25 protein-coding genes and 1 pseudogene are annotated in these 26,181 nt (G+C 60.7%); 9 read left to right on the top strand and 17 right to left on the bottom strand.

Annotated features, from left to right (window positions below; genetic code table 11):
- Positions 1 to 7: 7 nt before the first annotated feature.
- Both ppk1 and hemB read right to left on the bottom strand, forming a co-directional pair.
- Complete coding sequence (gene ppk1 / locus ACM6IN_RS17390) at positions 8 to 2,233, bottom strand: polyphosphate kinase 1 (protein WP_007911143.1); 2,226 nt, start codon at positions 2,231 to 2,233, stop codon at positions 8 to 10.
- Between the two features lie 18 nt (positions 2,234 to 2,251).
- The gene (gene hemB / locus ACM6IN_RS17385) at positions 2,252 to 3,265 is read right to left on the bottom strand and encodes a porphobilinogen synthase (protein WP_007950076.1); all 1,014 of its coding nucleotides are present in this window, start codon (positions 3,263 to 3,265) and stop codon (positions 2,252 to 2,254) included.
- A gap of 207 nt (positions 3,266 to 3,472) precedes the next feature.
- On the opposite strand from hemB, the gene ACM6IN_RS17380 reads away from it, so the two are divergent.
- Both ACM6IN_RS17380 and elbB read left to right on the top strand, forming a co-directional pair.
- Positions 3,473 to 4,123 carry a DedA family protein gene (locus tag ACM6IN_RS17380; protein ID WP_095112847.1) on the top strand — a complete coding sequence of 217 codons (651 nt, stop codon included), beginning with the start codon at positions 3,473 to 3,475 and terminating at the stop codon, positions 4,121 to 4,123.
- Between the two features lie 280 nt (positions 4,124 to 4,403).
- Positions 4,404 to 5,072, top strand: coding sequence for an isoprenoid biosynthesis glyoxalase ElbB (gene elbB, locus ACM6IN_RS17375; RefSeq protein ID WP_414916431.1), 669 nt, complete (start codon positions 4,404 to 4,406; stop codon positions 5,070 to 5,072).
- A gap of 153 nt (positions 5,073 to 5,225) precedes the next feature.
- Here the strand turns inward: elbB and ACM6IN_RS17370 are convergent, their stop codons facing one another.
- The 3 genes from ACM6IN_RS17370 to ACM6IN_RS17360 form a co-directional block, all read right to left on the bottom strand.
- Entirely contained in the window at positions 5,226 to 5,681 is a 456-nt protein-coding gene (locus ACM6IN_RS17370) for a YaiI/YqxD family protein (RefSeq protein ID WP_194936438.1), read from the bottom strand.
- Positions 5,682 to 5,815: 134 nt separating this feature from the next.
- A complete protein-coding gene (locus tag ACM6IN_RS17365) occupies positions 5,816 to 7,714 on the bottom strand; it encodes an FTR1 family protein (RefSeq protein ID WP_414916430.1) in 1,899 nt (632 codons plus the stop codon).
- A 77-nt stretch (positions 7,715 to 7,791) separates the two neighbouring features.
- Positions 7,792 to 8,691, bottom strand: a complete 900-nt coding sequence (locus ACM6IN_RS17360) for a LysR substrate-binding domain-containing protein (RefSeq protein ID WP_414916429.1) — start codon at positions 8,689 to 8,691, stop codon at positions 7,792 to 7,794.
- A 128-nt stretch (positions 8,692 to 8,819) separates the two neighbouring features.
- Between ACM6IN_RS17360 and ACM6IN_RS17355 the strand changes: the two genes are divergently transcribed.
- The 5 genes from ACM6IN_RS17355 to ACM6IN_RS17335 all read left to right on the top strand — a co-directional run bounded on the left by ACM6IN_RS17355 (position 8,820) and on the right by ACM6IN_RS17335 (position 13,583).
- A complete protein-coding gene (locus tag ACM6IN_RS17355; protein ID WP_414916428.1) occupies positions 8,820 to 10,220 on the top strand; it encodes a COG3014 family protein in 1,401 nt (466 codons plus the stop codon).
- 207 nt (positions 10,221 to 10,427) lie between these two features.
- Positions 10,428 to 11,822, top strand: a complete 1,395-nt coding sequence (locus tag ACM6IN_RS17350) for a COG3014 family protein (protein WP_007911132.1) — start codon at positions 10,428 to 10,430, stop codon at positions 11,820 to 11,822.
- A gap of 15 nt (positions 11,823 to 11,837) precedes the next feature.
- The gene (locus ACM6IN_RS17345; protein WP_007911131.1) at positions 11,838 to 12,212 is read left to right on the top strand and encodes a YcfL family protein; all 375 of its coding nucleotides are present in this window, start codon (positions 11,838 to 11,840) and stop codon (positions 12,210 to 12,212) included.
- 36 nt (positions 12,213 to 12,248) lie between these two features.
- Positions 12,249 to 12,836 (top strand): penicillin-binding protein activator LpoB, encoded by a 588-nt coding sequence (gene lpoB, locus ACM6IN_RS17340; protein ID WP_007911129.1) that lies wholly within the window; start codon positions 12,249 to 12,251, stop codon positions 12,834 to 12,836.
- Positions 12,837 to 12,839: 3 nt separating this feature from the next.
- The gene (locus ACM6IN_RS17335) at positions 12,840 to 13,583 is read left to right on the top strand and encodes a hypothetical protein (RefSeq protein ID WP_007911127.1); all 744 of its coding nucleotides are present in this window, start codon (positions 12,840 to 12,842) and stop codon (positions 13,581 to 13,583) included.
- Positions 13,584 to 13,698: 115 nt separating this feature from the next.
- On the opposite strand, the gene rhtB is transcribed toward ACM6IN_RS17335, so the two are convergent.
- From rhtB to ACM6IN_RS17320, 3 genes are all read right to left on the bottom strand, one after another.
- The gene (rhtB, locus tag ACM6IN_RS17330; RefSeq protein WP_007911125.1) at positions 13,699 to 14,331 is read right to left on the bottom strand and encodes a homoserine/homoserine lactone efflux protein; all 633 of its coding nucleotides are present in this window, start codon (positions 14,329 to 14,331) and stop codon (positions 13,699 to 13,701) included.
- Between the two features lie 152 nt (positions 14,332 to 14,483).
- Positions 14,484 to 15,065, bottom strand: a complete 582-nt coding sequence (locus ACM6IN_RS17325; RefSeq protein WP_007911123.1) for a mechanosensitive ion channel family protein — start codon at positions 15,063 to 15,065, stop codon at positions 14,484 to 14,486.
- Positions 15,065 to 16,975, bottom strand: coding sequence for an ATP-binding cassette domain-containing protein (locus ACM6IN_RS17320; protein ID WP_007911122.1), 1,911 nt, complete (start codon positions 16,973 to 16,975; stop codon positions 15,065 to 15,067). Before ACM6IN_RS17320 ends, ACM6IN_RS17325 begins: the two co-directional genes overlap by 1 nt.
- A gap of 50 nt (positions 16,976 to 17,025) precedes the next feature.
- Here ACM6IN_RS17320 and ACM6IN_RS17315 point away from each other — a divergent pair, with 50 nt between their 5' ends.
- Positions 17,026 to 17,487 carry a TIGR02444 family protein gene (locus ACM6IN_RS17315; RefSeq protein ID WP_095112851.1) on the top strand — a complete coding sequence of 154 codons (462 nt, stop codon included), beginning with the start codon at positions 17,026 to 17,028 and terminating at the stop codon, positions 17,485 to 17,487.
- On the opposite strand, the gene ACM6IN_RS17310 is transcribed toward ACM6IN_RS17315, so the two are convergent.
- A complete protein-coding gene (locus ACM6IN_RS17310; RefSeq protein WP_414916427.1) occupies positions 17,484 to 18,653 on the bottom strand; it encodes an AlgP family protein in 1,170 nt (389 codons plus the stop codon). The genes ACM6IN_RS17315 and ACM6IN_RS17310 overlap by 4 nt on opposite strands.
- Before the next feature lie 192 nt (positions 18,654 to 18,845).
- Between ACM6IN_RS17310 and ACM6IN_RS17305 the strand changes: the two genes are divergently transcribed.
- Positions 18,846 to 19,511, top strand: coding sequence for an FKBP-type peptidyl-prolyl cis-trans isomerase (locus ACM6IN_RS17305; protein ID WP_007911119.1), 666 nt, complete (start codon positions 18,846 to 18,848; stop codon positions 19,509 to 19,511).
- Between the two features lie 59 nt (positions 19,512 to 19,570).
- Here ACM6IN_RS17305 and ACM6IN_RS17300 read toward each other — a convergent pair whose 3' ends face one another.
- From ACM6IN_RS17300 to ACM6IN_RS17265, 8 genes and pseudogenes are all read right to left on the bottom strand, one after another.
- On the bottom strand, positions 19,571 to 20,029 hold the full coding sequence (locus tag ACM6IN_RS17300; RefSeq protein WP_007911118.1) for an Rsd/AlgQ family anti-sigma factor: 459 nt from the start codon (positions 20,027 to 20,029) through the stop codon (positions 19,571 to 19,573).
- 183 nt (positions 20,030 to 20,212) lie between these two features.
- On the bottom strand, positions 20,213 to 20,764 hold the full coding sequence (locus ACM6IN_RS17295; RefSeq protein WP_007911116.1) for a disulfide bond formation protein B: 552 nt from the start codon (positions 20,762 to 20,764) through the stop codon (positions 20,213 to 20,215).
- Between the two features lie 218 nt (positions 20,765 to 20,982).
- On the bottom strand, positions 20,983 to 22,221 hold the full coding sequence (locus ACM6IN_RS17290; RefSeq protein WP_007950058.1) for a heme biosynthesis protein HemY: 1,239 nt from the start codon (positions 22,219 to 22,221) through the stop codon (positions 20,983 to 20,985).
- Positions 22,218 to 23,372 (bottom strand): uroporphyrinogen-III C-methyltransferase, encoded by a 1,155-nt coding sequence (locus tag ACM6IN_RS17285; RefSeq protein ID WP_414916426.1) that lies wholly within the window; start codon positions 23,370 to 23,372, stop codon positions 22,218 to 22,220. Before ACM6IN_RS17285 ends, ACM6IN_RS17290 begins: the two co-directional genes overlap by 4 nt.
- Before the next feature lie 16 nt (positions 23,373 to 23,388).
- Positions 23,389 to 24,150 carry a uroporphyrinogen-III synthase gene (locus ACM6IN_RS17280; protein WP_123376126.1) on the bottom strand — a complete coding sequence of 254 codons (762 nt, stop codon included), beginning with the start codon at positions 24,148 to 24,150 and terminating at the stop codon, positions 23,389 to 23,391.
- On the bottom strand, positions 24,147 to 25,088 hold the full coding sequence (gene hemC / locus ACM6IN_RS17275; RefSeq protein ID WP_007911112.1) for a hydroxymethylbilane synthase: 942 nt from the start codon (positions 25,086 to 25,088) through the stop codon (positions 24,147 to 24,149). Before hemC ends, ACM6IN_RS17280 begins: the two co-directional genes overlap by 4 nt.
- 138 nt (positions 25,089 to 25,226) lie before the next feature.
- Entirely contained in the window at positions 25,227 to 25,973 is a 747-nt protein-coding gene (locus tag ACM6IN_RS17270) for a LytR/AlgR family response regulator transcription factor (protein WP_007911111.1), read from the bottom strand.
- Positions 25,970 to 26,110, bottom strand: a pseudogene (locus ACM6IN_RS17265) (sensor histidine kinase); the annotation flags it as partial. The gene ACM6IN_RS17270 and the pseudogene ACM6IN_RS17265, both read right to left, overlap by 4 nt.
- Positions 26,111 to 26,181: the final 71 nt, after the last annotated feature.

The following is a 26,181-nucleotide window of genomic DNA, read 5'->3' as shown; positions in this document are numbered from 1 at the left end:
CAACGCCTCAGCTGCTCACCGGCAGGATGGGGCTACCCAAGCGCTCCAGCAACGTCGCCTGCGCACTCCTCGGGTTCTGGTTGCCGGTCGGCGTGTTGCGGATGTAACGGCCATCCGACTGCAAGCTCCAGCTATGAGTGTTATCAGTCAGGTACAGCTCCAGCTCTTTCTTCACCCGGGTCAGCAGCTTTTTGCCTTCCACCGGGAAGCAAGTCTCGACACGCTTGTCGAGGTTGCGCTCCATCCAGTCGGCGCTGGAGAGGAACATCTGCTCATCGCCGCCATTGAGGAAGTAGAACACCCGCGTGTGCTCGAGGAAGCGGCCGATGATCGAGCGCACATGGATGTTGTGCGAAACCCCGGCGATGCCCGGACGCAGGCAGCACATCCCGCGCACCACCAGATCGATACGCACGCCGGACTGACTGGCCTTGTACAGCGCGCGGATGATCTTCGGATCGGTCAGCGAGTTGAACTTGGCGATGATGTGCGCCGGTTTGCCGTCGAGCGCAAATTGCGTCTCGCGGGTGATCATGTCGAGCATGCCCTTCTTCAGGGTGAACGGCGCATGCAGCAGCTTCTTCATGCGCAGGGTTTTACCCATGCCGATCAACTGGCTGAACAGTTTGCCAACGTCTTCGCACAAGGCATCGTCGGAGGTCAGCAGGCTGTAGTCGGTGTACAGCTTGGCGTTACCGGCGTGGTAGTTACCGGTGCCGAGGTGCGCGTAGCGAACGATCTCGCCGGCTTCGCGACGCAGGATCAGCATCATCTTGGCGTGGGTCTTGAAGCCGACCACGCCGTAGATCACCACCGCACCGGCCGCTTGCAGACGGCTGGCCAGTTGCAGGTTGGATTCTTCGTCGAACCGCGCACGCAGTTCGATGACCGCCGTCACTTCCTTGCCGTTACGCGCGGCATCCACCAGCGCATCGACGATTTCGGAGTTGGCGCCGGAACGGTACAGGGTCTGACGCACAGCGAGAACGTGCGGGTCTTTGGCGGCTTGACGCAGCAGGTCGACCACCGGGGTGAACGACTCGAACGGGTGCAGCAGCAGGATGTCCTGCTTGCTGACCACGCTGAAGATGTTTTCGCTGTTCTGCAGCAGTTTCGGGATCTGCGGGGTGAACGGCGTGTATTGCAGCTCCGGATGGCTGTCGAGCCCGGTGATGCTGAACAGCCGCGTCAGGTTGACCGGGCCGTTGACCTGATACAGCTCGCTCTCGCTCAGGTTGAACTGCTTGAGCAGATAGTCCGAAAGGTGTTTCGGGCAAGTGTCAGCGACTTCCAGACGCACCGCATCACCGTAACGACGCGAGAACAACTCGCCACGCAGGGCGCGGGCCAGGTCTTCGACATCTTCGGAGTCGAGCGCCAGGTCGGCGTTTCGGGTCAGACGGAACTGGTAGCAGCCTTTTACCTTCATGCCTTGGAACAGGTCATCGGCGTGGGCGTGGATCATCGACGACAGGAACACATAGTTGTCGCCCGGGCCGCCGACTTCTTCCGGCACCTTGATGATCCGTGGCAGCAAGCGCGGCGCCGGGATGATTGCCAGACCGGAGTCGCGACCGAAGGCGTCGATGCCTTCCAGCTCGACGATGAAGTTCAGGCTCTTGTTCACCAGCAACGGGAACGGGTGCGTCGGGTCGAGCCCGATCGGGGTGATGATCGGTGCGATCTCGTCGCGGAAATAGCGGCGCACCCAGGTTTTGATCTTGACCGTCCAGTGGCGGCGACGGATGAAGCGCACCTGATGCTTTTCCAGCTCCGGCAACAGAATGTCGTTGAGGATCGCGTACTGACGATCAACATGACCGTGGACCAGCTCGCTGATCCGCGCCAGCGCCTGATGCGGTTGCAAGCCATCAGCTCCGGCCTGCTCCCGGGCGAAAGTGATCTGTTTCTTCAGACCGGCGACGCGGATTTCAAAGAATTCATCGAGGTTGCTGGAGAAGATCAGCAGGAACTTCAAGCGTTCCAGCAACGGATAGGACTCGTCCAGCGCCTGTTCCAGCACGCGGATATTGAATTGCAGTTGCGAAAGCTCACGGTGGATGTACAGGCTGCTGTCATCCAGGCCCGGTATGGCAATCACTGGCGCCGCCGCGACAGGTTCGGCGACTGGCGCGGGTGGCGCAGGCTCCAGTTCCGGCGGGGTTTCGGTGATTTGCTCGACCACCGGTTGAGCTTCTTTTACTGCAACTTCCGTGAGTCCTTCGGTATTCATTGAATGTTCCTGGGAGGGCTATTTCTGCTCTCGTAACAATTGAGCGGCGCGGACAGCAAAGTAAGTCAGGATGCCATCAGCGCCGGCACGTTTAAAGGCGGTCAGTGATTCGACAATCACCGCCTCGCTCAACCAGCCATTCTGGATCGCCGCCATGTGCATGGCGTATTCGCCGCTAACCTGATAGACGAAGGTCGGCACTTTGAAGGCATCTTTTACCCGGAAAAGAATGTCCAGATACGGCATGCCCGGTTTGACCATGACCATGTCCGCGCCTTCAGACAAGTCCGCACCGACTTCGTGCAGCGCTTCGTCGCTGTTGGCCGGGTCCATCTGATAAGAGGCTTTGTTCGCCTTGCCGAGGTTCGAGGCTGAACCCACGGCATCGCGGAACGGGCCGTAATAGGCGCTGGCGTACTTGGCCGAATACGCCATGATCCGCACGTTGACGTGGCCGGCGATTTCCAGCGCTTCGCGGATCGCCTGAATGCGACCGTCCATCATGTCCGAAGGCGCGACTACCTGAGCGCCGGCTTCGGCATGGGACAAGGCCTGGCGGACCAGTGCGTCGACGGTGATGTCGTTCTGTACGTAGCCTTCTTCGTCGAGAATGCCGTCCTGACCGTGGGTGGTGAACGGATCAAGCGCAACGTCGGTGATCACCCCCAGTTCCGGGAAACGCTCACGCAGCGCGCGGGTGGCGCGCTGGGCGATGCCTTCGGGGTTCCAGGCTTCAGCAGCGTCGAGGGACTTCAATTCAGGTGGGGTGACCGGAAACAGCGCCAGCGCCGGAATCCCCAGCTCGACCCACTTCGCCGCTTCTTCGAGCAGCAGATCGATAGTCAGCCGCTCTACCCCAGGCATCGAAGCCACGGCTTCGCGGCGGTTTTCACCGTCGAGCACGAACACCGGCAGGATCAGGTCATCGACCGTCAGCACATTTTCCCGCACCAGCCGACGCGAAAAATCATCACGACGGTTGCGACGCAGGCGAGTGGCAGGGAACAGACGATTGGCGGGGGTAAAGCTCACGGCAGACTCCTGAGCCCGCGCAAACGGGCGAGCGTGACAGTTATAGACGGCCATTATGACGAACAGATGACAGTTGTGTGAGACCTGTGACGTGTAGCCGCATTCCATTCTCAGTGTAGGAATTGTTCACGTCGAGACACATTTGGACACTTTCATGAATGTGTCCGAAGGGTTAGGCTGCGCGTTCATTTCGCCAGCACCCAGACAATGCTCCAACAATTTCTGCATGACTTTGGCTATTTTGCCTTGTTCCTCGGCACGTTCTTCGAAGGCGAAACCATCCTGGTGCTCGCGGGCTTCCTCGCGTTCCGTGGATACATGGACATCAACCTGGTGGTGGTCGTGGCGTTCTGCGGCAGCTATGCCGGCGATCAGCTGTGGTACTTCCTCGGCCGCAAACACGGGCGTAAATTGCTCGCGCGCAAACCGCGCTGGCAGCTGATGGGCGACCGCGCGCTGGAGCACATTCGCAAGCATCCTGACATTTGGGTGTTGAGCTTCCGTTTCGTTTACGGTCTGCGCACGGTGATGCCGGTGGCGATCGGCCTGTCGGGTTATCCGCCGGGACGTTATCTGCTGCTCAACGGCATCGGTGCGGCGATCTGGGCGACCGCGCTGGCCGCCGCCGCTTACCACTTCGGTGCAGTGCTGGAAGGCATGCTCGGCAGCATCAAGAAGTACGAGCTGTGGGTGCTGGGTGCGTTGCTGGTGCTGGGTGTCGGTCTGTGGCTGCGCCGCCGCTTCAAGAATGCGCGGCTGGCCAAACAGATCTACGCCGACGAGCAAGCCGCGAAAGCGGCACTGCTGAGTCAAGCCGAAGTGGCCAAACCTGCCGAACCGAAGACGCCAGCCGAGTAACTCGCTGGCGACTGGCGTACAGCCCTGCGCACAGCGCGGGCTGGCCGCCTCTTTCAATCATTTGCCCCCTCTGCGCTAGCGGACTGCCGTTCGCCAGCGGCGTTCTCACGCGAAAAATCTCCCGCTCGTTTTCGCAGCAGGCAACCGCAAATAATGAACACCCCGCCGTTGTTGCGATCCATGTAGAAAGCGCTCCATGCAGGTGCCGCCAGCTCTTGAGCCTATGGCAACGCGCGACAATTTAGTGGACATTTAGCGCCATGAATCTGGAGAGAAACCCATGAGCAAAAAAGTTGCAGTGATCCTGTCCGGCAGTGGCGTGTACGACGGCGCCGAAATCCATGAAAGCGTCATCACCCTGCTGCGCCTCGACCAACGTGGCGCGCAGGTACAGTGCTTCGCCCCGAACATCGCGCAATTGCATGTGATAAATCACCTGACCGGCGAAGAAATGCCCGAGTCGCGCAACGTCCTGGTGGAATCGGCGCGCATTGCCCGCGGCAACATCAAGGACATCTGCGACGCCGATGTCGACGACTTCGATGCGCTGATCGTGCCGGGAGGGTTTGGTGCGGCGAAGAACCTTTCGAACTTTGCCGTTGAAGGCGCGGGCTGCACCGTGCAGCCGCAAGTGCTGGCCTTGGCCGAAGCATTCGCCGAAGCAGGCAAACCGGTGGGCCTGATGTGCATTTCCCCGGCATTGGCGGCGAAGATCTATGGCCCGGGCGTGACCTGCACCATCGGCAACGACGCCGACACCGCCACGGCGATGAACAAGATGGGTGCCACTCATGAAGACTGCGCGGTGACGGAAATCATCGAAGACAAGGCGCGCAAACTGGTGACGACCCCGGCTTACATGCTGGCGCAGAACATCAGTGAGGCGGCATCCGGAATCAACAAGCTGGTAGATCGCGTCCTCGAACTGACCCACGAAAACGACGCCTGATTCCCCGTATGATCGTTCCCACGCTCTGCGTGGGAATGCCGCCATTGGCGCTCCGCGCCTGCTCACTTTGGCGTTACATTTGCGGTAAGACCGGAACGCAGAGAGTCCCAAGATGCATTCCCACGCGGAGCGTGGGAATGATCGTCATAAGGCTCAGGGTTTGCGCGATAGTCGGGTCAGGATCCGGTCCAGCGCATTGGCAAACGCCTGTTTCTCGCGATCGCCAAACGGCGCCGGTCCGCCGCTCATCTGGCCTTGTTCGCGCAGATCAGTGAACAGATTGCGCACGGCCAAGCGCTCGCCCATGTTCTGCGCATCGAACTCCTTGCCGCGTGGATCCAGCGCCGCCACGCCCTTCTTCACCAAACGATCGGCCAATGGAATATCGCTGCAAATCACCAGCTCCCCCGGTACCGCGTGCTCGACCAGATAATCGTCTGCCGCATCCGGGCCGCTCGGCACCACGATCAGTTTGACGATGGCCAGCCCCGGCTTGATCTGCGGCTGCCCGGCCACCAGCACCACTTCGAACTGGCGCTTGAGGGCGAACTTCACCACCAGATCCTTCGCCGCCCGTGGGCAGGCGTCGGCATCGATCCATACACGCATTTTCTTTACCTCTAAAAGCAAAAGATCGCAGCCTTCGGCAACTCCTACAGAGTGCGCGTCGCGCCGCAATATTGCGACATGCTACGCCCATGTAAGAGCTGCCGAAGGCTGCGATCTTTTAAGGGAGCACTCAATCAAGCAGCCGAAACCCGCCGCTTCTCCGCCACCCAACTACGCCCATACAACACCACAATCGCCAGAATCGCCACCGCTTGCGCCGTCAGCGAATAGGCATCGGCATGAATCCCCAGCCAGTCGAATTCAAAGAACGCCACCGGCCGCGTGCCAAAGATTCCGGCTTCCTGCAACGCCTTCACGCCATGCCCGGCAAACACCACCGACAACGCGCAGAGCAACGCGGCGTTGATGCTGAAGAACAGCGTCAACGGCAGTTTCGCCGAACCGCGCAGGATTACCCACGCCAGACCCACCAGTAGCACCAATGCCGTCGCGCCACCGGCGAGGACCGCGTCATGCCCGGCCGGGCCGGCCTGCAGCCACAGGGTTTCGTAGAACAGGATCACTTCGAACAGCTCGCGATACACCGAGAAGAACGCCAGAATCGCGAAGCCGAAACGCCCGCCACCACCGACCAGACTGCTCTTGATGTAATCCTGCCAGGCCGCTGCATGCCGGCGGTCATGCATCCACACACCGAGCCACAAGACCATGACACTGGCAAACAGCGCCGTGGCGCCTTCGAGCAGTTCACGCTGCGAGCCGCTGACGTCGATCACATACGCCGCCAACGCCCAGGTGCCGAGGCCGGCCAGCAGCGCCAGGCCCCAACCGACGTTGACACTGCGCACCGCTGACTGCTGGCCGGTGTTGCGCAGGAACGCAAGAATCGCCGCCAGCACCAGAATCGCTTCCAGACCTTCGCGCAGCAGAATCAGCAGGCCGGAAATGTAGCTCAGCGACCAGCTCAGGCCGTCGCTGCCGAGCAACCCGGCGGATTCCTTGAGCTTGGCCTTTGCGGCGTCCAGACGCTGCTCGGCCTGCTCGACCGGCAAACCGTCCTGCAACGATTGCCGGTAAGCCATCAGCGATTTTTCTGTGTCCTTGCGCACATTGGCGTCGACGTTATCCAGCGAGCTCTCGACCAGTTCGAAGCCTTCCAGATAGGCCGCGACCGACAGGTCGTATGCCTGATCGTGTTCGCCGGCGCGATACGCGGCAAGGCTCTTGTCCAGCGTTGCGGCGGTGTAGTCGAGCAACTGCGCCGGGCCGCGCTTGACCTGCGGCGGCTGTGCACGTTGTGCACGGAACGTCGCTGCGGCTTGCGCGCCGTCGGCGGCCTGTACCTCAGCCGGGGTCTGGCGCGCCAGATCGGCGATGTTGTAAGTCTTCTCGGCTTTGGCCGCCGCCGGATCGGCGCTGAAGCCGGCGATGTAAGTCGCCAGATCCCAACGCTGGCGATCATCAAGCTGATCGGCAAACGCCGGCATGTCGGTGCCTTCGACGCCTTGGCCAAGGGTGTTGTAGATCGCGTACAAGCTCAGGTGATCCAACCGCGCCGCATCACGCAGATTGGCCGGTGCCGGGGTCATGCCGAGCCCCGCCGGGCCGTCACCGGCGCCACTGTCGCCGTGGCACACCGAGCAATTCTGCGCATAGAGCGGCGCACCACGGGTGGGATCGGGGGTGATGATCGGTGCCTGGCTGACTTCATACGCCACCGCCAGTTGCGCGCCCAGTTGCCGCGCCTGTCGGGCCACTTCGGCGCCGTCCTGTTTCGCGGTGATCGCCGCGTGCAAGGCTTCAACGCCCTGCTCCAGCGCAGCCTTTTCAGGCTTGGCCGGCATGCCGGCGATCAAGCCTTGCAGCGCCCGCGTGAACTCCAGTTGCTCGCGGTATTCAGAATCATCGACAACCTTGCCCGCCGCTACCGTCGGCGGGTAGTCGGCGCTGATGTAATCGAGCAAATGCAGCGCTTGCGGTGCGCCTTCCACGGTATCAGCCAGCAGATTGAAGCTGCTCAGGGCAAACAACGGGAACACCAGCCAGGCCAGGAAACGGGACGCGGCAGTCATGAAGAATTCTCAAATGGAAATGCGAAGTTACATATTGTTCACTTCGAACGCGTTTCCCTCAAGCTTTGTCGGCAATTTTAGCCTAACGCCGGACTGCCGCTACGGTAGTGTTCGGCCATGAACTCAACGAACACTTTGACCTTGAGCGCCACATGCCCGGCATGGGGATACAGCGCGTAATAGTGCCGTTGACCCAGGCTGCAGTTGGGTAGCATCTGCACCAACCGTCCGCTCAACAAGTCATCCTGCACCGTCGCACGGGTGAACGCGGCAATGCCCACACCGGCCAACGCAGCGGCGTGCAGCGAGCTGATCGAATCGGCCTTGAAGCGCCCATGCGCACGGATCTGCGTGGCAACTCCGCGCGCATCGGTCAGCGTCCAGTCACTGCCACCGGCAAACGCCAGCAACTGATGCCCGGCCAGTTCCCGAACCTGCCGTACCAATCCGTGCCGTGCGATATAGGCCGGTGACGCGACCAGCAGCATCGGCGAAACCGTGAGCAACCGCGCCACCAGAGACGAATCTTCAAGCGGCCCGCAGATGCGCAACGCGACATCGAGGCCTTCGGCGATCAGATCGACAAAACGGTCATCGCAGGACAGATCAACTTCAATCTCGGGATAACGCTGTTGAAACCCTGGCAGCCACTTCGCCAGTTCCAGCGTACCGATGACCACGGGCGCACTGATGCGCAAGACACCACTGGGTTTCTCCTGGGCCTGACCGACCGCCACAGCGGCCTGATCAAGGCGATCGAGAATATCCACGCAGGCGAGGTAATACTGCTGCCCCGCCGTGGTCAGGCTGAAACGCCGGGTGTTGCGATTGATCAGACGCGTGCCCAGCTCGGCTTCCAGTTGCTGCAACTGCCGGGAGATGGTCGAGTGCGTAGTCTCGAGCCGTTCCGCCGCAGCACTGAAACCGCGACACTCGACGATGCAACGGAACGCACGCATGGCCAGCAGTTGATTCATTGAAGTACCGCAACTCAATTGATCGGTGAGCGGGCAAGCCTAGCGCAATCCATACCACCCCGGCAGCTGCAAAGCGCCCCTATAATGCGCCATCATTTCGCCCTCTCCGTTCAAGGAAGAACCCGCTCATGCGCCACTGTTTGTTGCCGTCCCTGCTGATCGCCACCCTTGTGCAACTCAGTGGTTGCGCCGCTTACCGTGATTACGACCTGGAACTGCAACAGACCACGCAACAGCTCAAGGCCGGCAATATCGGCGGTTCACTGGCCTTGATCGAGGCACACAACCCGGGCGAAGAAAAGGATTTGCTCTATTACTTCGAGAAGGGTGCGGTGCTAAGCGCTGGCGGTGAATTCCCGCAGAGCCAGATTGCCTGGCGTAGCGCCGAGCAAATGGTCATACAGCGCCAGGACACCATTGAAACCACTGGCGACAAATTGCTCGCCGCCATGGGCAATCAGTGGGGCAGCATCATCAATGACAAGCTGCGCCGCTACGATGGCTACGACTACGAAAAAGTCATGCTGACCACGCAAATGGCCCTCAACCAACTGGCCCTGAATGACTTTGACGGTGCCCGCGCCGACATCAAGAAAACCCACGAGCGTGAAGCACTGATCGCCCGGCAGCGAGAACTGGAATACGAGCGTGTCGAAGAGGCGGCCAAGGCCAGCGGCGCCCGCGTCCATTACAAGGACCTGCAAGGCTACCCAGTGGTCATGCTGGAATCATCCGCCGTCATCGCCTTGAAGAACGGCTATCAGAGCGCGTTCAGTCACTATCTCGCCGGTTTTACCTACGAAGCGCTCGGCGAGAAAGATCTGGCAGCGCCCGGCTATCGTCAGGCGATCGAACTGCGCCCGGACATGGGGTTTTTCCAGCAGGCATTGCGCGACCTCGACAACCCTGGACTGAAGGCAGACGAAAGCGACGTACTGATCATCGTGCAGAGCGGCCTGGCACCGGCCCGCAGTTCCGTGCGTGTGCCCTATCCGGTGAAGTTGGCGGACGGGCAAGTCATCGTCGCCAATGTATCGTTTCCCGTGATGGTGCCAGACACATCCACACCTTCATTCAATCAAGTGAGCATCGACGGTCGTCAGAAAAAGCTGATCGCCGTCAACAGCATTACCGACATGTCCTTGCGCACCCTGCGTGACGACATGCCGGGCATTATCCAGCGTACGACCTATCGGGCCTTTCTGGCGGCTGACGTTCAAGCCACGGACAACCGACGCGACCCGAGCAAAGCCTCCTATGTCACTCATTGGGACGGTTTCGAGCAGGCCGACACCCGCACCTGGCGTACCTTGCCCAACCTCACCCAAGTCGTGCGTCTGCGCCTGAAAAAGGGTGATCACCTGATCAGCCTGCCTAACGCGCCCGGCGCTGCTCCAATGAAAATCCGCATCGACCAGAATCGCCAGGTTATCGGCCTGCGCGCCTTGGGTGAGCACGTGTTTGCCAATGGCAGCGCCTTCCAGTCCAGCGGGGCACCGGCAAGCAGCGTGGTAGCCAACCTGAAATAAGTAATGGCATCTAACTAACCAGTGCAATTAAAAAGCTATTACATAGCCACTACCACCCGCTTATAATGCCGCGCCCTCGCTATTGCGAAACGGCATTAAAGCTCCTCAGGTTATGAGGAATTGGCAGGAGGCCAGTGCCACTGTCGATGGGTCACACCAGCCCGACCAGCATCCGCGGCTGTATTACTCCAGGGAAGAAGTACCCCCATGGCATTCCGCGCCCCCACTCTGATCGCGCTCAGCGCCGTCACTCTGCTGTCCGGCTGTTCGGCGTTTCGCAATTACGACTCTGAATTGGCACAGACCAATCAGCAACTGGCCACCGGCAACGTCGACGCCGCGCTGACTCTGCTGGAAAAGAACAACACCGGCCCTGATAAAGACCTGCTCTATTACTTCGAGAAAGGTGAGTTGCTGCGCGCCAAGGGCGACCTCTCCGGCAGCCAGAATGCCTGGACCAGCGCCGACCAGGTGGTTGGCAAGTGGGAAGACTCGGTCAAGCTCGATACCGACAAGTACCTGGCCCAGTTCGGCAGTTTCCTGGTCAACGACAAAGTGCGTCGCTACGAAGGCTATGATTACGAAAAAGTCATGTTGACCACGCAGATGGCCCTGAACCTGCTGGCAGTCAACGATTTCGATGGCGCACGTACTGCGATCAAGAAAACTCACGAACGTGAAGCAGTGATCGCCGAGCTGCGTGACAAGGAATACCTCAAGAGCGAGGAAGAAGCCGAAAAAGAAGGCATCAAGACGCAGTACAAGGACCTGCAAGGCTACCCGGTCGCCAGTCTCGACGCGCCGGAAGTGGTTGGCCTGAAAAACAGCTACCAGAGTGCGTTCAGCCATTACCTGTCCGGTTTCGTCTATGAAGCCCTGGGCGAGAAAGGCCTGGCTGCACCGGGCTACCGCAAGGCTGCCGAACTGCGCCCGAACACGCCGCTGCTGGAGCAGGCGCTGGTCAATCTCGACAAGCCGAGCAAATCCGACGACAGCGACATTCTGATCGTGGTGCAAAGCGGTCTGGCCCCAGCCCGCGACTCGATCCGCGTTCCGCTGCCATTGCCGATCTCCAACAATGTGGTGATCACGCCGCTGTCGTTCCCGATCATCAAACCGGACACCTCCACGGCGACTTTCGCGCAAATCGGCGTCGACGGTCAGCAGGTCGATCTGACCGCGCTCAACAGCACCACCGCCATGTCCCGCCGCGCTCTGCGTGACGACATGCCGGGGATCATTCTGCGCACCACCGTGCGGGCGATCACCAAAGGCGTGGCGCAGAAGAAGATCAACGAAACCAACCCCCTGGCCGGTCTGGCCGTCGGTATCTCTTCAGCTGTGCTCGAAGGTGCCGATACCCGTACGTGGCGTACCCTGCCGGACAACACCCAAGTGGTGCGTCTGCGACTGAAAAAGGGTGAGCATCAGGTTACCCTGCCGAGCGCCGTCGGCGGTTCGGTGGTCAAGGTGACTGTCGATCAGCGTTATCAGGTGATCAGCCTGCGCGCTGTGGGCAACCAGGTGTTCGCCGGCGGTCTCGCCGCTCACGTGATCCCGAGCGCCGGCGCAACCAACGTCGCCAGCCTCAAACAACCTTAAGAACGGAGTCTTTGCATGCGCTTCAAACTCATCGCCGTCGCCGCCCTCGCCTTGCTGGCGAGCGGTTGCGCCACCCCGCCACCGCCAGAGCCGGGCAGCGCCGCGAGCAAAGTCGTGGCCATGGGTCCGCAGAAACACATCGTCGTCGGCGCCATGCGCGTCGCTCGCGAAAACGGCTTCATGACGGTCAATGTGCAGTTGAGCAACACCCTCAACAGCAACAAGATTTTCTACTACCGCTTCGCCTGGCTCGGCGCGGAAGGTTTCCCGATCGCCGAAGAAGAAGTGTGGAAAAGCCAAATGATGTACGGCGCCCAGACCAGCTTCATTCAGGGGATTGCCCCGACCCCGAAAGCCGTGGACTTCCGTCTGGAAATCAAGACGCCGTAAGCCTGACACCCTATTTCTGATTTAGAGAGCATTCCCATGTTTGTACGCTTTTCCTGCATCGCCGTTATCGCCCTGCTGGCCTCCGGTTGCGCCAACACTTCGCCGACCCTGGGCAGCAAGAACATCAGCTACGGCGACACCAAAGCGGTTGAAACCGTGACCAACGAATTCGGTTCGACCGACCTGCAAATGATCGCCGAGTCGATGACCCGCTCGCTGGCTCAGTCCGGCATTCTGCAGGGCCGTCCGGTGGTTCAGGTCTACGACGTGAAGAACAAGACCAGCGAGTACATCGACACTCGCGAAATCACCACCAGCATCAAGACTCAACTGATGAAAACCGGCGTAGCGCGCTTTGCCAGTGACAACAACGCGATGCAGAGCCAGGTTGACCAGCTCAAGCTGCAAAACCAGAGCGGCCTGTACAAGAAGAGCACCGTGGCCAAGACTGGCAACATGGTTGCCGCCAAGTACCGCATCGAAGGTTCGATCAGCTCGATCGTCAAGCGCAGCAGCGACTACAAGGACGTCTTCTACAAATTCAGCCTGCAACTGATCGACGTTGAAAGCGGTCTGGCCGAGTGGATGGACGAAAAAGAGATCCGCAAAACCACGGAGCGTTAATTGATGCGCGCATGGATTGGCATGATGGCCCTGGCTTGCGCGTTCAGCGTGCAAGCGGCCCCGAAAGTCGCGGTGACGGATCTGGCGTATCAGGAACGTGTGGAGCAATACATCCACATCGTTTCGGCCCAGAGCAATCACCGCGAGGGTTACTACAGCTCCAGTGGCTCTTCGAGCTACAACGAGATTGAAGCAACGACCAGCTACATCGAACAGACCGAGCTGCGTAAATTCACCGGCGACATCAAGGGTGAAATCCTGCGCACCGGTATGTTCCAGCTGGTGCAAGGCACGCCGTACACCGCGTCGTCCAAGGGTGATGTCTTTGATGTGATCAAGCGCATCAAGGCCGGTAACTTCAAGGGCGCCGACTACGTGCTGTTCGGCACCGTGTCCGATATCGACTTCACTCAGGACATCAACGAGCTGGCGAACACCGACAGCTATTCGGCGGTGCTGGGCCTGACGCTGGTGGCGGACTTCAGCCTGATCAATACCAAGACCTTCGAGATCACCTCGGCCTTCACGGCGATGGGTGAAGCGCAGGACACCAAACTGGTGAACCATCGCGACATCAAGATCTCGCTGAACCGCCCACGGGTGGTGCGTGACGTGTCGAAGGCGCTGGGTGAGGACGTAGCCGGGCAACTGAGCATGCAGCTCGGTGGCGGCGGTTACGAGCAGCCGCGTGAAGCGCCGCAGCGCAACAACCTGCCGCGTGATACTGCACCAGTGATCTTGCGCTGATGACTGGCCGCTGATCATTCCCATGCTCCGCGTGGGAATGCATCCCGGGACGCTCTGCGTCCCGGCCACAAAAAAAGGCGACCTGCAAAGGTCGCCTTTTTTGTGCCCACGATGTTTACGCCGCCGCTTTGCGCAACGTTGCCATAAACGCCGCCGCACCAATGAACAGCCCGGCAAACGTGCGGTTCATGCGCTTCTGCTGCTGCGGTGTGCGCAACAGACGCAGCACCTTCGACGCCAGACCGGTGTAGCCGGCCATCACGATCAGGTCGACGCAGATCATGGTCACGCCAATCACCAGATACTGAATCAGCAACGGCGCATGCGGGTTGATGAACTGCGGCAGCACCGCGAGCATGAACACCAAAGCCTTGGGGTTGCTGATGTTCACCAGAAAGCCACGGAACACCAGCGCCAGCGGCTTGCCGATCGGCCGCACCGCCGCGTCATCGCTCATGTCCATGGGCAGCGCACGCCATTGCTTGATGGCCAGATACACCAGATAAGCGACACCGAACCATTTGATCGCGTGAAAGGCCGTGGCCGAAGCAGTCAGGATCGCGCCCACACCGGCGCCGACAATCGCAATCTGCACCGCCAGACCGATTTGCAGGCCAAGGGCGTTCCAGTAACCGCGCCAGAAACCGTATTGCAGACCGCTGGACATCGACGCAATGGCGCCAGCACCCGGGGACAGACTGATCACCCAGCAGGCGGCAAAAAACGCCAGCCATGTTTGAAGCTCCATCGCACACCTCGACTCATGCCGTAACAAGTTGTCAAAGCTAATGCGGTTTGGGGCTAAAAGCAAAAGATCGCAGCCTGCGGCAGCTCCTACATGAGAATGCGATCCCTGTAGGAGCTGCCGAAGGCTGCGATCTTTTGATCTTGCTCGAAACCTTACTTCTCGAACCCGCTCGACGGAAACACATCCGTCCCGCGCCAACGCCGCACCGAACGCTGGAAGAACAAACTGTTCGGCACCTGCACCATGGCGCTGCCAGTCCCCAACTCTTCAGCCTCGATCAACGTGGTGTAGAGCAGATTGATCGCCACCACCCGCCCCTTCACGCCTGGCTTGTCGGTGGTGTCCACCAGCTCGACGATATCCCCCAGCCGAAACGGCCCGACCGTGAAGATCAGAATCGCGCAGAGCAAATTCGACAGCACGCTCCACATCGCAAAGAACGCCACCGCTGCCACCGCAACGAAACCCGACAGCGCGGTCCACAACACCGTGGCCGAGACACCGAGGCGCTCCAACACGAAGATCAGCGCGCTGCCCATGATCAACCAGCGCAATACGCCACGCAGCGGCATCAGCAACTGCGGCGGGAACGGATAGCGCTCGCCCAACCGAGTTAGCCCCTTGGCGACGAAACGTTGCGTGAGATAACCGGCCAGCAGGATCAGCAGAATCTGCACCACAAACCAGATCGGCTCGACCCATTCCGCCGGTAGCGGCAGCTTGAACGCTTCCATCAGGACAGCGCCTCCAGCTCCGCTTGCATGCTCTCCAGCGTTTCAAGGGCTTCCATCCACGCCTCTTCCAGTTCGGCTTCGCGAACTTTCAGCTTGGCCTGCTCGGCCAGCAGATCACGCAATTCGTTCTTGCGCGCCGGCTCGTAGATGTCGCTGTCGCCAAGGCTGGCATCGACCTTGGCCAGTTTCTCGTGGAGCTTGCCCAGTTCGGCTTCGAGCTTGTCGGCTTCACGTTTGTGCGGCGCCAGTTGCTGACGCAAGGCAGCTGCAGCCTGACGCTGAGCCTTCTTGTCGGTCTTGTCCGGATTGACCGGAGTGTTACTGACCGGCGCGTTGCGCTGGCGGTATTCCACCAGCCAGCGCGCGTAGTCTTCGAGGTCGCCATCGAACTCTTCGACCTTGCCGTCGGCGACCAGGTAGAAGTTATCAGTGGTGCTCTTGAGCAAGTGCCGATCGTGAGACACCACCAGCACCGCGCCGCTGAATTCCTGCAGCGCCATGGTCAGCGCCAGGCGCATTTCCAGGTCGAGGTGGTTGGTCGGTTCGTCGAGCAGCAGCAGGTTCGGCCGTTCCCAGGCGATTAGCGCCAGGGCCAGACGCGCCTTTTCACCACCGGAGAAATTCAGCACCGGCTCATCGATGCGCGCGCCACGGAAGTCGAAGCCGCCGAGGAAGTCACGCAGGGTCTGCTCACGCTCGGTCGGCGCCAGACGCTGCATGTGCAGCAACGGGCTGGCCTTGGAATCCAGCGAGTCGAGTTGATGCTGAGCGAAATAGCCGACCACGGTGTTCTCGCCACGGGTCAGGCGCCCGGCAATCGGTGACAGCTCGCCGGCGAGGTTCTTGATCAGGGTCGATTTACCCGCGCCATTCGGCCCGAGCAGGCCGATCCGCGCACCCGGGGTCAGTTGCAGCTTGACCTTCTCGAGGATGGTTTTGTCGCCATAACCCAAGCGCGCATCGGACAGGTCGATCAGCGGGCTGGAGATCTTGCTCGACTCGCGGAAGACGAAATCGAACGGCGAATCGACGTGGGCCGCCGACAGTTCTTCCATCCGCTCCAGTGCCTTGATCCGGCTCTGTGCCTGACGGGCCTTGGTGGCCTGGGCCTTGAAGCGGGCGATGTAGCTTTCCATGTGCGCACGTTGCGCCTGCTGCTTCTCGTAGGCCTGTTGTTGCTGGGCCAGACGCTCGGCACGGGCGCGTTCGAATGCGCTGTAGCCGCCGCGATACAGGGTGATTTTGCGCTGGTCGACATGGGCCACGTGATCGACGACTTCATCGAGGAAATCGCGGTCGTGGGAAATCAGCAGCAAGGTGCCCGGGTAGCTTTTCAGCCACTCTTCGAGCCAGATGATCGCGTCGAGATCCAAGTGGTTGGTCGGTTCGTCGAGCAACAACAGGTCCGACGGGCACATCAGCGCTTGCGCCAGGTTAAGGCGCATCCGCCAGCCACCGGAGAAATCCCCGACCTGACGATCCATCTGCTCGTTGGTGAAGCCCAGACCGGCCAGCAGCTTTCGCGCCCGCGCATCGGCGGTGTAACCGTCGGCGCTGTCGAGCTCGGCATGCAGACGAGCCTGAGCGGCACCGTCGTGCGCCGCTTCGGCGGCGGCGAGGTCACGTTGCACCTCGCGTAGACGCAGGTCGCCATCGAGCACATAGTCGACGGCAAGACGCTCGAGCGTCTCGATTTCCTGGCGCATATGGGCGATGCGCCAGTCAGCCGGCAGGAAGCAATCACCCGAGTCCGGGTGCAGCTCACCCCGGATCAAGGCGAACAGGCTCGATTTGCCGGCGCCGTTGGCACCGATGAGGCCGGCTTTGTGGCCGGCGTGCAGGGTCAGCTCGGCGTCTTCTAGCAGACGTTGCGGGCCACGCTGTAAAGTCAGGTTCTGAAGTCGGATCATAATGGCGGCGGAGTCTACCAGCTTCGCTCACAACTGGCGCGAGTAGCACGATGTCCTCTGACCTGTGGAGCTTTTCCCTTGCCACCTACGCCCGACCGGGCGTGGAAGACGCCTGCCTGCAACTGCAAACGGCGGGCGCGAATGTGTGCCTGCTGTTGTGCGGTTTATGGCTGGAGCAACGCGGGGTGATTTGCGATGAACAACGCGTTCGCCAGCTTCAGTCGCTGACCGAACCGTGGGATATCGAAGTGGTGCAGCCGCTGCGAGCACTGCGCATGCAATGGAAAACGCGGGCCGTGGATGATGCGGTGCTGAAAGGCATGCGCGAGCAGATCAAATCACTTGAGCTGGAAGCTGAGCGAGCGTTGCTGTCACGGCTTGAGGGTGTAGCTCAGACATGGACGCGAAACGATGCAGGTTCGACGACCTGGCTGGAGGGATTGGCCGGCAGTGCGGCCAGCCCGAACCGCGACGCGCTGCAAGTGCTGCGCGTCGCGGCAACCGGCACTTAGGAAGCGCTGGTCGGGTTGTTGCTGACGCTCGAAGCAGCGGCTGGCGATGGCGCAGTCGAAGGAGTCGAGGCAGTAGCGGCTGGAGCAGGTGCCGATGGCGCAGCCGACGCTGCCGGTGCGGCAGGCTTAGCGGCAGGCGCGGTAGCCGGTTTAGCGGCAGCTGGTTTGGCAGCGGCTGGCTTTTTAACGGCAGGTTTTGCAGCTGGCTTGGCGGCTGGTTTTGCAGCAACAGGCTTGGCAGCAGTCGCTGGTTTGGCAGCAGCGGCCGGTTTAGCGGCTGGCTTGGCTGCCGGTTTGGCGGCGGCTTTCACGGCTGGTTTGGCAGCAGCTTTTGCTGGTGCTTTTGCAGCAGGTTTGGCGGCAGCTGGTTTAGCGGCAGTCTTGGCAGCTGGCTTTGCAGCAGCAGGTTTAGCGGCTGGTTTGGCGGCGGCGGTTTTCGCTGGAGCAGCTTTTGCAGCAGCTGGTTTGGCGGCTGGTTTAGCAGCAGCGGCACGGGTAGCCGGCTTGGCAGCGGCAGCACGTGCAGCAGGTTTTGCCGCCGTGGTTTTAGCCGCTGGTTTTGCAGCGCTCGCCGCAGCTGGTTTCTTCACTGCAGGTTTTGCGGCCGCTTTGGCAGCTGGCTTGGCAGCAGCTTTCACCGGTGTTTTTGCAGCTGGCTTGGCAGCGGTTTTAGCAGCAGGCTTGGCCGCTGCGGTTTTCGCTGGAGCTTTTGCTGCAGCAGGTTTGGCAGCTGCTTTCTTCGCCGGTGCCGCTGCCGGTTTGGCTGCGCGCGAGGACAACACTTTGCCCACGGCTTCTTGAACGCGACCAACACCCTGGGCCAGCTTCAGGCTTTCCTGGGCATCGCGCTTGAGTTGCAGAATGTAGCTGCGGGTGTCGGACTGACGATCCTTCAAGGCATCGAGCAGGTCTTCCAGTTCTTTCACTGCGCCCTTGGCTTTGGTCTGTGCCTTGGCTTTGCCGGCGGCAGCTGCGTCCTGCAATTTAGTGCGGGATTTGTGCAGCTTTTCTTGCGCCTTGCCGCGTTGCTTTTCCAGTTTGGCGAGCAGTTTTTCAGCATCAGCCAAGGCTTGGGAGCAAGCGTTTTCCAGATGCTCGAGCAGGCTGCCCGAGAGTTGTTGGAGTAAGTGCAACGGAGTGTTTACAGGCTTCTTGGTGGCCGACATGGTTTACCTCCTGGCTGACGTGAGTGCGGCTCATACTAGACCTCTGCAGTTACCGCCGCTAGGGCATCTTGACAGTATCGATTGCGTTGCGTTGCACCGAATCGAAAATGTTCTGCGCGAAGTCAAAAGCAGTTCACCGTTGCAGACGTTCGCGCTGGCATAATCCACCGCATCTCAGGACGGAGAGTGCCCATGTCGCGCTACTTTTTTTTATCCCTCTGGATGATTTTTTCGGCCGCTCACGCGGACGAAAAAGCCACCGCGAACGATGCTCACGATCTGGCCTACAGCCTCGGTGCCAGCCTCGGTGAGCGGCTGCGCCAGGAAGTCCCGCAACTGCAGATTCAGGCACTGGTCGATGGTTTGCAGCAAGCCTATCAAGGCAAGCCGCTGGCGCTGAGCGAAGCACGTATCGAGCAGATTCTGGCCGATCATGAAGCGCAAAATGCCGAACACTCTGTACAGCCTTCGAGCGATGCAGCGATGGAAAACGAGCAGCGTTTTCTCACCGCTGAAAAAGCCAAACCGGGGGTGAAGGAACTGGCCGATGGCATCCTGCTCACCGAGCTGACACCTGGCACGGGGACCAAGGCCGGTCCCGATGGAAAAGTGCAGGTACTGTATGTCGGCCGACTCCCCGACGGCACCGTGTTCGATCAGAACACGCAGCCGCAATGGTTCAATCTCGACAGCGTGATTGCCGGTTGGCGAACCGCGTTGCAGAACATGCCGGTGGGTGCGAAATGGCGACTGGTGATTCCATCGGATCAGGCCTATGGCGCCGACGGTGCCGGCGACCTGATCGCGCCGTTCACGCCGCTGGTGTTCGAAGTGGAATTGCGTGGCGCGACGAGTTGAGCAGGCAATAAAAAACGGTGCGCTTTCGGACGCACCGTTTTTTTGTTCAGGGTTCGGGATCAGGCCTGAACCGGATCTTCTTCCTTGTGTGCTGTATGCAGCACTTCAATCAGGCAGTCTTCAAGTTCGAAGCGCTCGTGCAGCAGGCCTCCGAGCTCTTTGAACTTCTCGGCTACGCACTTGCCTTCATCGCACAGATCGTTGAACGCGAGCAGCTTTTCGGTGATGACGTCGATGCGCGGATAGATCGTCTCGGCGAGTTCCAGACCACGCGTGTCACCAAACGCCTTGGCTTCGCCAGTCAGCTGTTCGTAGATTTCGAAGTGCCCTGCCGAGACGTAATCAACCAGCACACCGCAAAATTCCTGCAAGGGCTTGCGGCTCTCGGACAGCGACTCAGGCTGCGCACCGAGTTTGTCGTAGGCACCGATCAGATCTTCACGCTCCTGCAACCAGCGGTCGATCAGCAGATGAACTCCACCCCAACGTTCCTGAGCATTCTGACAACTTTCGAGCATGGCGATCTCTCTTCCCTTGTGGGTCATGCTGCTCTACACCCGCGCCCCTCTTTTGATTTTGGCTTGGGGGACGGCCGGGCAGAGCGTCATCGAGCAACATAAATCCAATGACACGTGCGGGCCAGATTATGCCCGCACGCCTATGGCTTCAAGGTACGCAGGAGATAAAGTTCATACAAGTGTTTAATCCCGCAGCAGCACCGAGTGCGACGCTTCGCCGCTGAGCGGGCGTTGCAGAGCACTCCAGACCAGCCGCAACAATTGATACACCGCCAGAATCGACACCGCGACAAAGAACAGCAGGCTCCACTCCGGGATGCTCAGGTCAAACAGCGTCCAGGAAATTTCCGCACAATCGGCGCCGCCGCTGAACATTCTTTGCAAGGCGCAGATCCAGGGCAGGCCACTGAACAATGTATCGGGGGCAGGCGTGCAATTGAGGAGTTGCAGCATCGGATCGCTCTGTATCAATACCTGCCGCCAGGCCGCCGTGGTGCCTCCCAGGCTCGCGCCCAAGGTCAACAGCCAGTAAAACCACAACCCCACACGCTTGGGGCCGTGCACCGCTGCCACACCACTGGACACGCACAGTAGCGTAAGGAACAGGCGCTGCACCAGGCACAGGCTGCACGGCGTCAGACCGACAGCGTATTCAAGATAATAGGAAGCTCCCAGAGCAAAGGCCCCCGCAGTGAAAGCCATGAAGAACAAGGAGCGTGAGCAGGCCAACGACATGGCTTTTCCGTAACAGTAGAGACAGACGGTTACGGTAGAGGAAAGCGTGTCAGCCTTTCAAGGCAAGGCCCTGCCGACAGTTCACCAGAGGTGTAGGGAAAACCCGACAGGTTCGATAGGAATCGGTGTAGCCCGCTGTAGGAATTCGCCTCGAGCACTCACTGAAGTTGAAATTTCAGCCACAAAAGGTAAGCGAGGGAGCATCCTCCCTCACCACTTCAGACGTGAGCCAGAACCGGCAGAGGTGCAGCCAGCAGGCGTTCATCCAGCAGGCCAAGGCCTTCCTGAAACAACTGATTGCTGCGCTCGGTATCGCCCAACTGTGCGAGCAAGCGCGCCAGTTCCGCACAGGCCTCCGGATTGCGCTGCACACGCAGGCTGCTTTCCAGATAATCCCGCGCCTTGCCCCACAGACTGGTTTGCAGACACAGTCGGCCGAGGGTCAACAACAAGCTCGGATCGTTCGGATGATCTTTCAGCCAGCCTTCGGCGGTTTGTAACTGACGGGCCGGATCGCTGCCGCGCACCAGACCGTAGAGACGCGCCAGATGGCTGTCGTACTTGCGCTTGAGGGCGGTACGCAGCACTTCTTCCGCTTCGACCTGAGCACCCAACTGACGCAGCTGTTCGGCGTACGCCAGCACCAGCGGCGGCTCCTGCCGTTGCGCCGAGGTGAGCTGTTCCCAGGCCCGCGTGAGCGACTGCAAGCCAACGCTCCCGTCCTCTTCGCGCTGCGCTGCCAGCGAAAGGTTTTCACCCCAGGCGCGGCGCTCCAGTTCAGCCAGTTCGGCAGGTGGCAGGACTTTGTCCTTGCGCAACTCCGGCAGCAAACGAATCACCGCCGACCATTCGCCGCGCTGTTGGTACAAGCGCTGCAACTGGCGCAGCGTCTGCGCATTGTGCGGATGGCGATCATGCATCGCTTGCAGGGTCACCAAGGCACCGTCGGTATCGCCACGGTCGGTCTGCAGCTGCGCATGACTCAGAGCGATTGCCAATTCCGCTTGAGGCTGACGCTCCAGCGCGCGCTCCAGCAATCGATCGCATTCCTCGTAGTTTCCTTGCTCATTGGCCGCGCGGGCTGCGCCGAGGTAGTACAACAGCGGCTGGCGCTCGGCTTCAGCCGCTCGATAGAGATGACGCTGCGCGCTGGCCCAGCGACCTTCAGCCAGATCCAGTTGGCCGTGCTCGATCGCTACCTGCACGCGACGACTGCGGTTGCGCCGTGACCAGGGATTGACCACGCCAGTTGAGGTCATGACCAACTCGACCAAGGCCTTGATGCCCCAGATCAGCAGCCACAAAACCGCGATCACCGCCAGTGTCGCCCATAGACTCGCTTCGTAACGGAAGCTCTTATAGGCAATCAGCACGTAGCCAGAATGCTGTGCCACTGCAAAGCCCAGCGCCGCCGTCGCCGCGATCACCAGAAACACGATCACATAGAGGCGTTTCATGGCGTGGTCTCCTGCGCAGTGTTGGCGGCAGGTTTGGCGGCAGGTTTGGCAAAGGGTTTCACCGACTCTTCGGCGTTGACGTTGCGCCGCTCAAGATAGGCTTGCACCGCACTCAGCGTGCCGGCCAGATCCGGCGTCGTGACCGTGACCGGTTCCTTGCTCAACTCACCGACCTGTTCAAGCATCACTTTGCTTTGCGGATTGTCCGGGTTGAAATTGCCCTTGAGCACATCACGTGCTTCGGCCAGTGCCTGGGTGTAGACCGGCGCCTGCCCGTTGAGCGCTGCCCACTGTGCCTGCTCAAGTGCAAGGCTCAGGGCCAGACGCACCTGACTCAGACTCTGCCCGGCCAGCAGCGGCCGCACATTTTTGTCGGCGTTGAAATCGATACGGATGTAGCGCGAGACCTGATCCCACCACTGCGCCCAGCGACTGGCGCCGTCACCGTCGGCAGTCAGGCCCAGCAGCGATTCGCCGCGATCCTTGTACTCCGGCGCCAGCTCGGTGAGGTCAATGACCTGATCGCGCAACGCGCCGAGACGCAGGAACAAACCGGTGCGATCCGGCTGCGCGGTGCTGCGCAGCGCCACCAGGGTTTTCGCCACTTGCTCGCGGGCGGCGAAGGAACCGGGGTCGTTTTGCTCGCGAAGGATTTCGTCAGCGCCCTGCACCAGCGCCTGAGCGCTGCTGATGTCCTGCAACGCCGACAGACGCAGGCTGGCCAGACGCAGCAGGTGCTCGGCCTCAGCCAGACGCCAGTCCTTGCGGCTGGCACCCAGCACCGTTTCCAGGCGTTGATTGAGGCGCTGTTGATCGCCCTGAAGCTGCGTCACCAGACGCTGGCGTTCGGCAAGTTCGTCGGCACCGGGCAGTTGCGCGAGGCGCTCGGTCAGACGCTGTTCATTGAGCTTCAGGCTCTGCGCCTGATCGTTCAATGCCTGCACTTCACCGGACTGCTGCTGAGTATTGGTCTGCAGGTGACGGACCTGCCAGACACCCCAGCCACCGATCGCGACACCGGCAGCGCCGAGCAACAAGGCGACGATGGCCAATCCATTGCCTCGGCGCGGCTCTGTGGCCGGCGGTGGAGTTTCAACCTGGGGTTCAATCACAGGCTGGACGTCATCTTTTGGCAAGGCTGTTTCGCTCACGTATCCATCCTTTGCATTAGAAAACGGGTTCGGGATGCTCCCGTAACGCCGTCAGCAAAGCCGCGGCACTCGCGCCGCGGCAATCCACAACTGTTTGAGCCCCGGCGGCACGTGCCAGCTCGGCGACCCTTGGGCTTGGTACAAACAACGGCAACGGCGCGATGGTCGGCCAGGCATCGCCGGCCATTTGGCGCAGGTGCTCGAAACCCTGTCCACTGCTGACCACCAGCCCGTTCAAGCGTTCCGCTGCGATCCGCCGTGGCAGCTCATCCGGGGCATAGGCCGGCAGGTCGCGCCGATACAATTCCAGATACTCGACACTAGCACCTCGCTCACGCAAGCGCTCGGCGAGCAACTCGCGCCCGCCCTCGCCGCGCAAGATCAACACCTGCGCGCCGGGCTGGCTGATCGCCTCACGCAGACGCGGCAATTGCAGCAACGCCTCGCTGTCATCGCCGTCAGCCGGGAAGTTCGCGTCCAGACCGTGATCCAGCAGAATCTGCGCAGTCGCCGCACCGACGCTGAACCAGGGCATCGTCAGTGCAGAAGCGCCGTCGAGCAGATCGAGCGCAATACGCGCCGCCGGCTTGCTGACGACAATCACTGCGCTGCAACTTGGCAACTGTGTAATCGCCCGACGTATTTTCTCAGAGACCGGCAGCGGGGCAATTTCCAAAAGCGGCAGGCAACTGCTGAAAACCCCCTGCGCGGCCAACGTCTCGGCCAGCGCCGCACAGTCTTCTGCGGGACGCGTCAGCAGCAGGCGCCAGTCCGTCACTCGTGACCTGCCTCGCCATAGACCGCTTTGAGAATATCGTCGGCGCCCTGGCTGAGCAGATCTTCGGCCACCTTCACGCCCAATGCTTCGGCATCGCCACGTGGCGCACGAGCTTCGGCGCTGAGCAGCTTGCCACCGCTCGGTTCACCGACCAGACCGCGCAGCCACAACTGCTCGCCTTCGAGTACGGCGTAGCAGGCGATCGGCACTTGGCAGCCGCCATTCAAATGTTTGTTGAGGGCACGTTCGGCGGTCACACGCGAAGTGGTATCGGCGTGATGCAGCGGTGCGAGCAAGGCGTGGATTTCAGTGTCGGCGCTGCGGCATTCGATGCCGACTGCGCCTTGGCCACCAGCGGGCAGGCTGTCATCGACGCTGATTGCCGAAGTGATGCGGTCTTCGAAGCCGAGGCGGATCAGGCCGGCGGCCGCGAGGATGATTGCGTCGTACTCGCCGGCATCAAGCTTGGCCAGGCGCGTGTTGACGTTGCCGCGCAGGAAGCGGATCTGCAGGTCTGGACGACGGGTCAGCAATTGCGCCTGTCGGCGTAGGCTCGAGGTGCCGACGATCGCGCCGGCAGGCAACGCATCGAGACTGGCGTAGGTATTGGAAACGAAGGCATCGCGCGGATCTTCGCGCTCGCAAATGCAAAACAGACCGAGGCCTTCAGGGAAGTCCATCGGCACGTCTTTCATCGAGTGCACGGCGATGTCGGCTTGGTTTTCCAGCAGCGCGGTTTCCAGTTCCTTGACGAACAGGCCCTTGCCGCCGATTTTCGACAGCGGCGAATCGAGCAGCTTGTCGCCGCGACTGACCATGGGCACCAGCGTCACCAGCAGGCCCGGATGGGCCGCTTCCAGACGGGCTTTGACGTATTCGGCCTGCCAGAGGGCCAGCGCACTTTTACGGGTGGCGATGCGGATTTCGCGAGAGGACATGGATCAATCCGTACTGAATAGATACGGCGGATAATAACAGCTCAGCCAAATCCACTTTGACTTGAATCAGAGTCGGCGCGGCCTCCCTGGCCCGCAGTGCCCGGTAACAAGGAGCTGGAGCCACCCGGAATGAGCGGGTTACAAGCCCTGCATCATTTTGCGCACACCGGCCACATGCCGACGACTGACGATCAGCGCATCACCATTGAGACCTTTGAGGAACAGCTGGAAATGCCCCAGCGGTGTGCGTTGCAGACGCTCGATGCGGTCGCGGGCGACCAGCGCGTTGCGGTGGATACGCACAAAGCGCTCGCCGAATTCGTCTTCAAGGGCTTTGAGCGGCTCGTCCAGAAGCACCTCACCAGCCTCATGGCGCAAGGTCACGTATTTATGGTCAGCAATGAAATAGACCACCTGATCCAGCGGGATCAGTTCGATGCCTTTGCGGGTGCGGGCGCTGATGTGGCTGCGCGGACCGGTGCCGCTTTCGGCAGCGGGACGGGTCAGGGCCGAGAGTTGCGCCCGGTTGGGACGTTCCGCCCGTTTCAGGGCGTCATGCAGATGTTCGGTTCGCACGGGTTTCACCACATAGCCCACGGCGCTGGCCTGCAGGGCTTCCACGGCAAATTCATCGGGGCTGGTGCAAAACACCACGGCGGGCGGCGTTTCTCGTTCGCACAGACGGGCAGCGACTTGCAGGCCATCGAGGCCCGGCATGCGGATATCAAGTAACACGATATCCGGTTTGTGGCTGTCGATCAGTGCCAACGCCTCCTCGCCATTCGTGGCGCTGGGCTCCAGAACTGTATAACCCTCGAGCTCGCTCACCATTCGGCTGAGGCGCTCGCGAGCCAGTGGTTCGTCATCAACGATCAGGACATTCATATTGCGCTGGATTCCTGCGTGAGTCTCGCACAAGGATAGCGTAGACAGGTGAAGTGACGTCCGTCACCGCGATCCACGCTAAGACTAGCCCGAGCGCCAAAAAGTGCCGTACGTCGGCCAGCAATATTTGCCAGTGTCCGGGTCGTACTGCTCAAAGCCCGCTGTTTCCTGCGTTTCTCACGGGGATTGCCGAAGGACAATTACACCC

The organism is Pseudomonas sp. IT-P395, from assembly GCF_949767675.1.
GTDB lineage: Bacteria > Pseudomonadota > Gammaproteobacteria > Pseudomonadales > Pseudomonadaceae > Aquipseudomonas.
The sequence above is the reverse complement of the archived record's forward strand: the minus strand, read 5'-3'. Positions and strand labels throughout refer to the sequence as shown.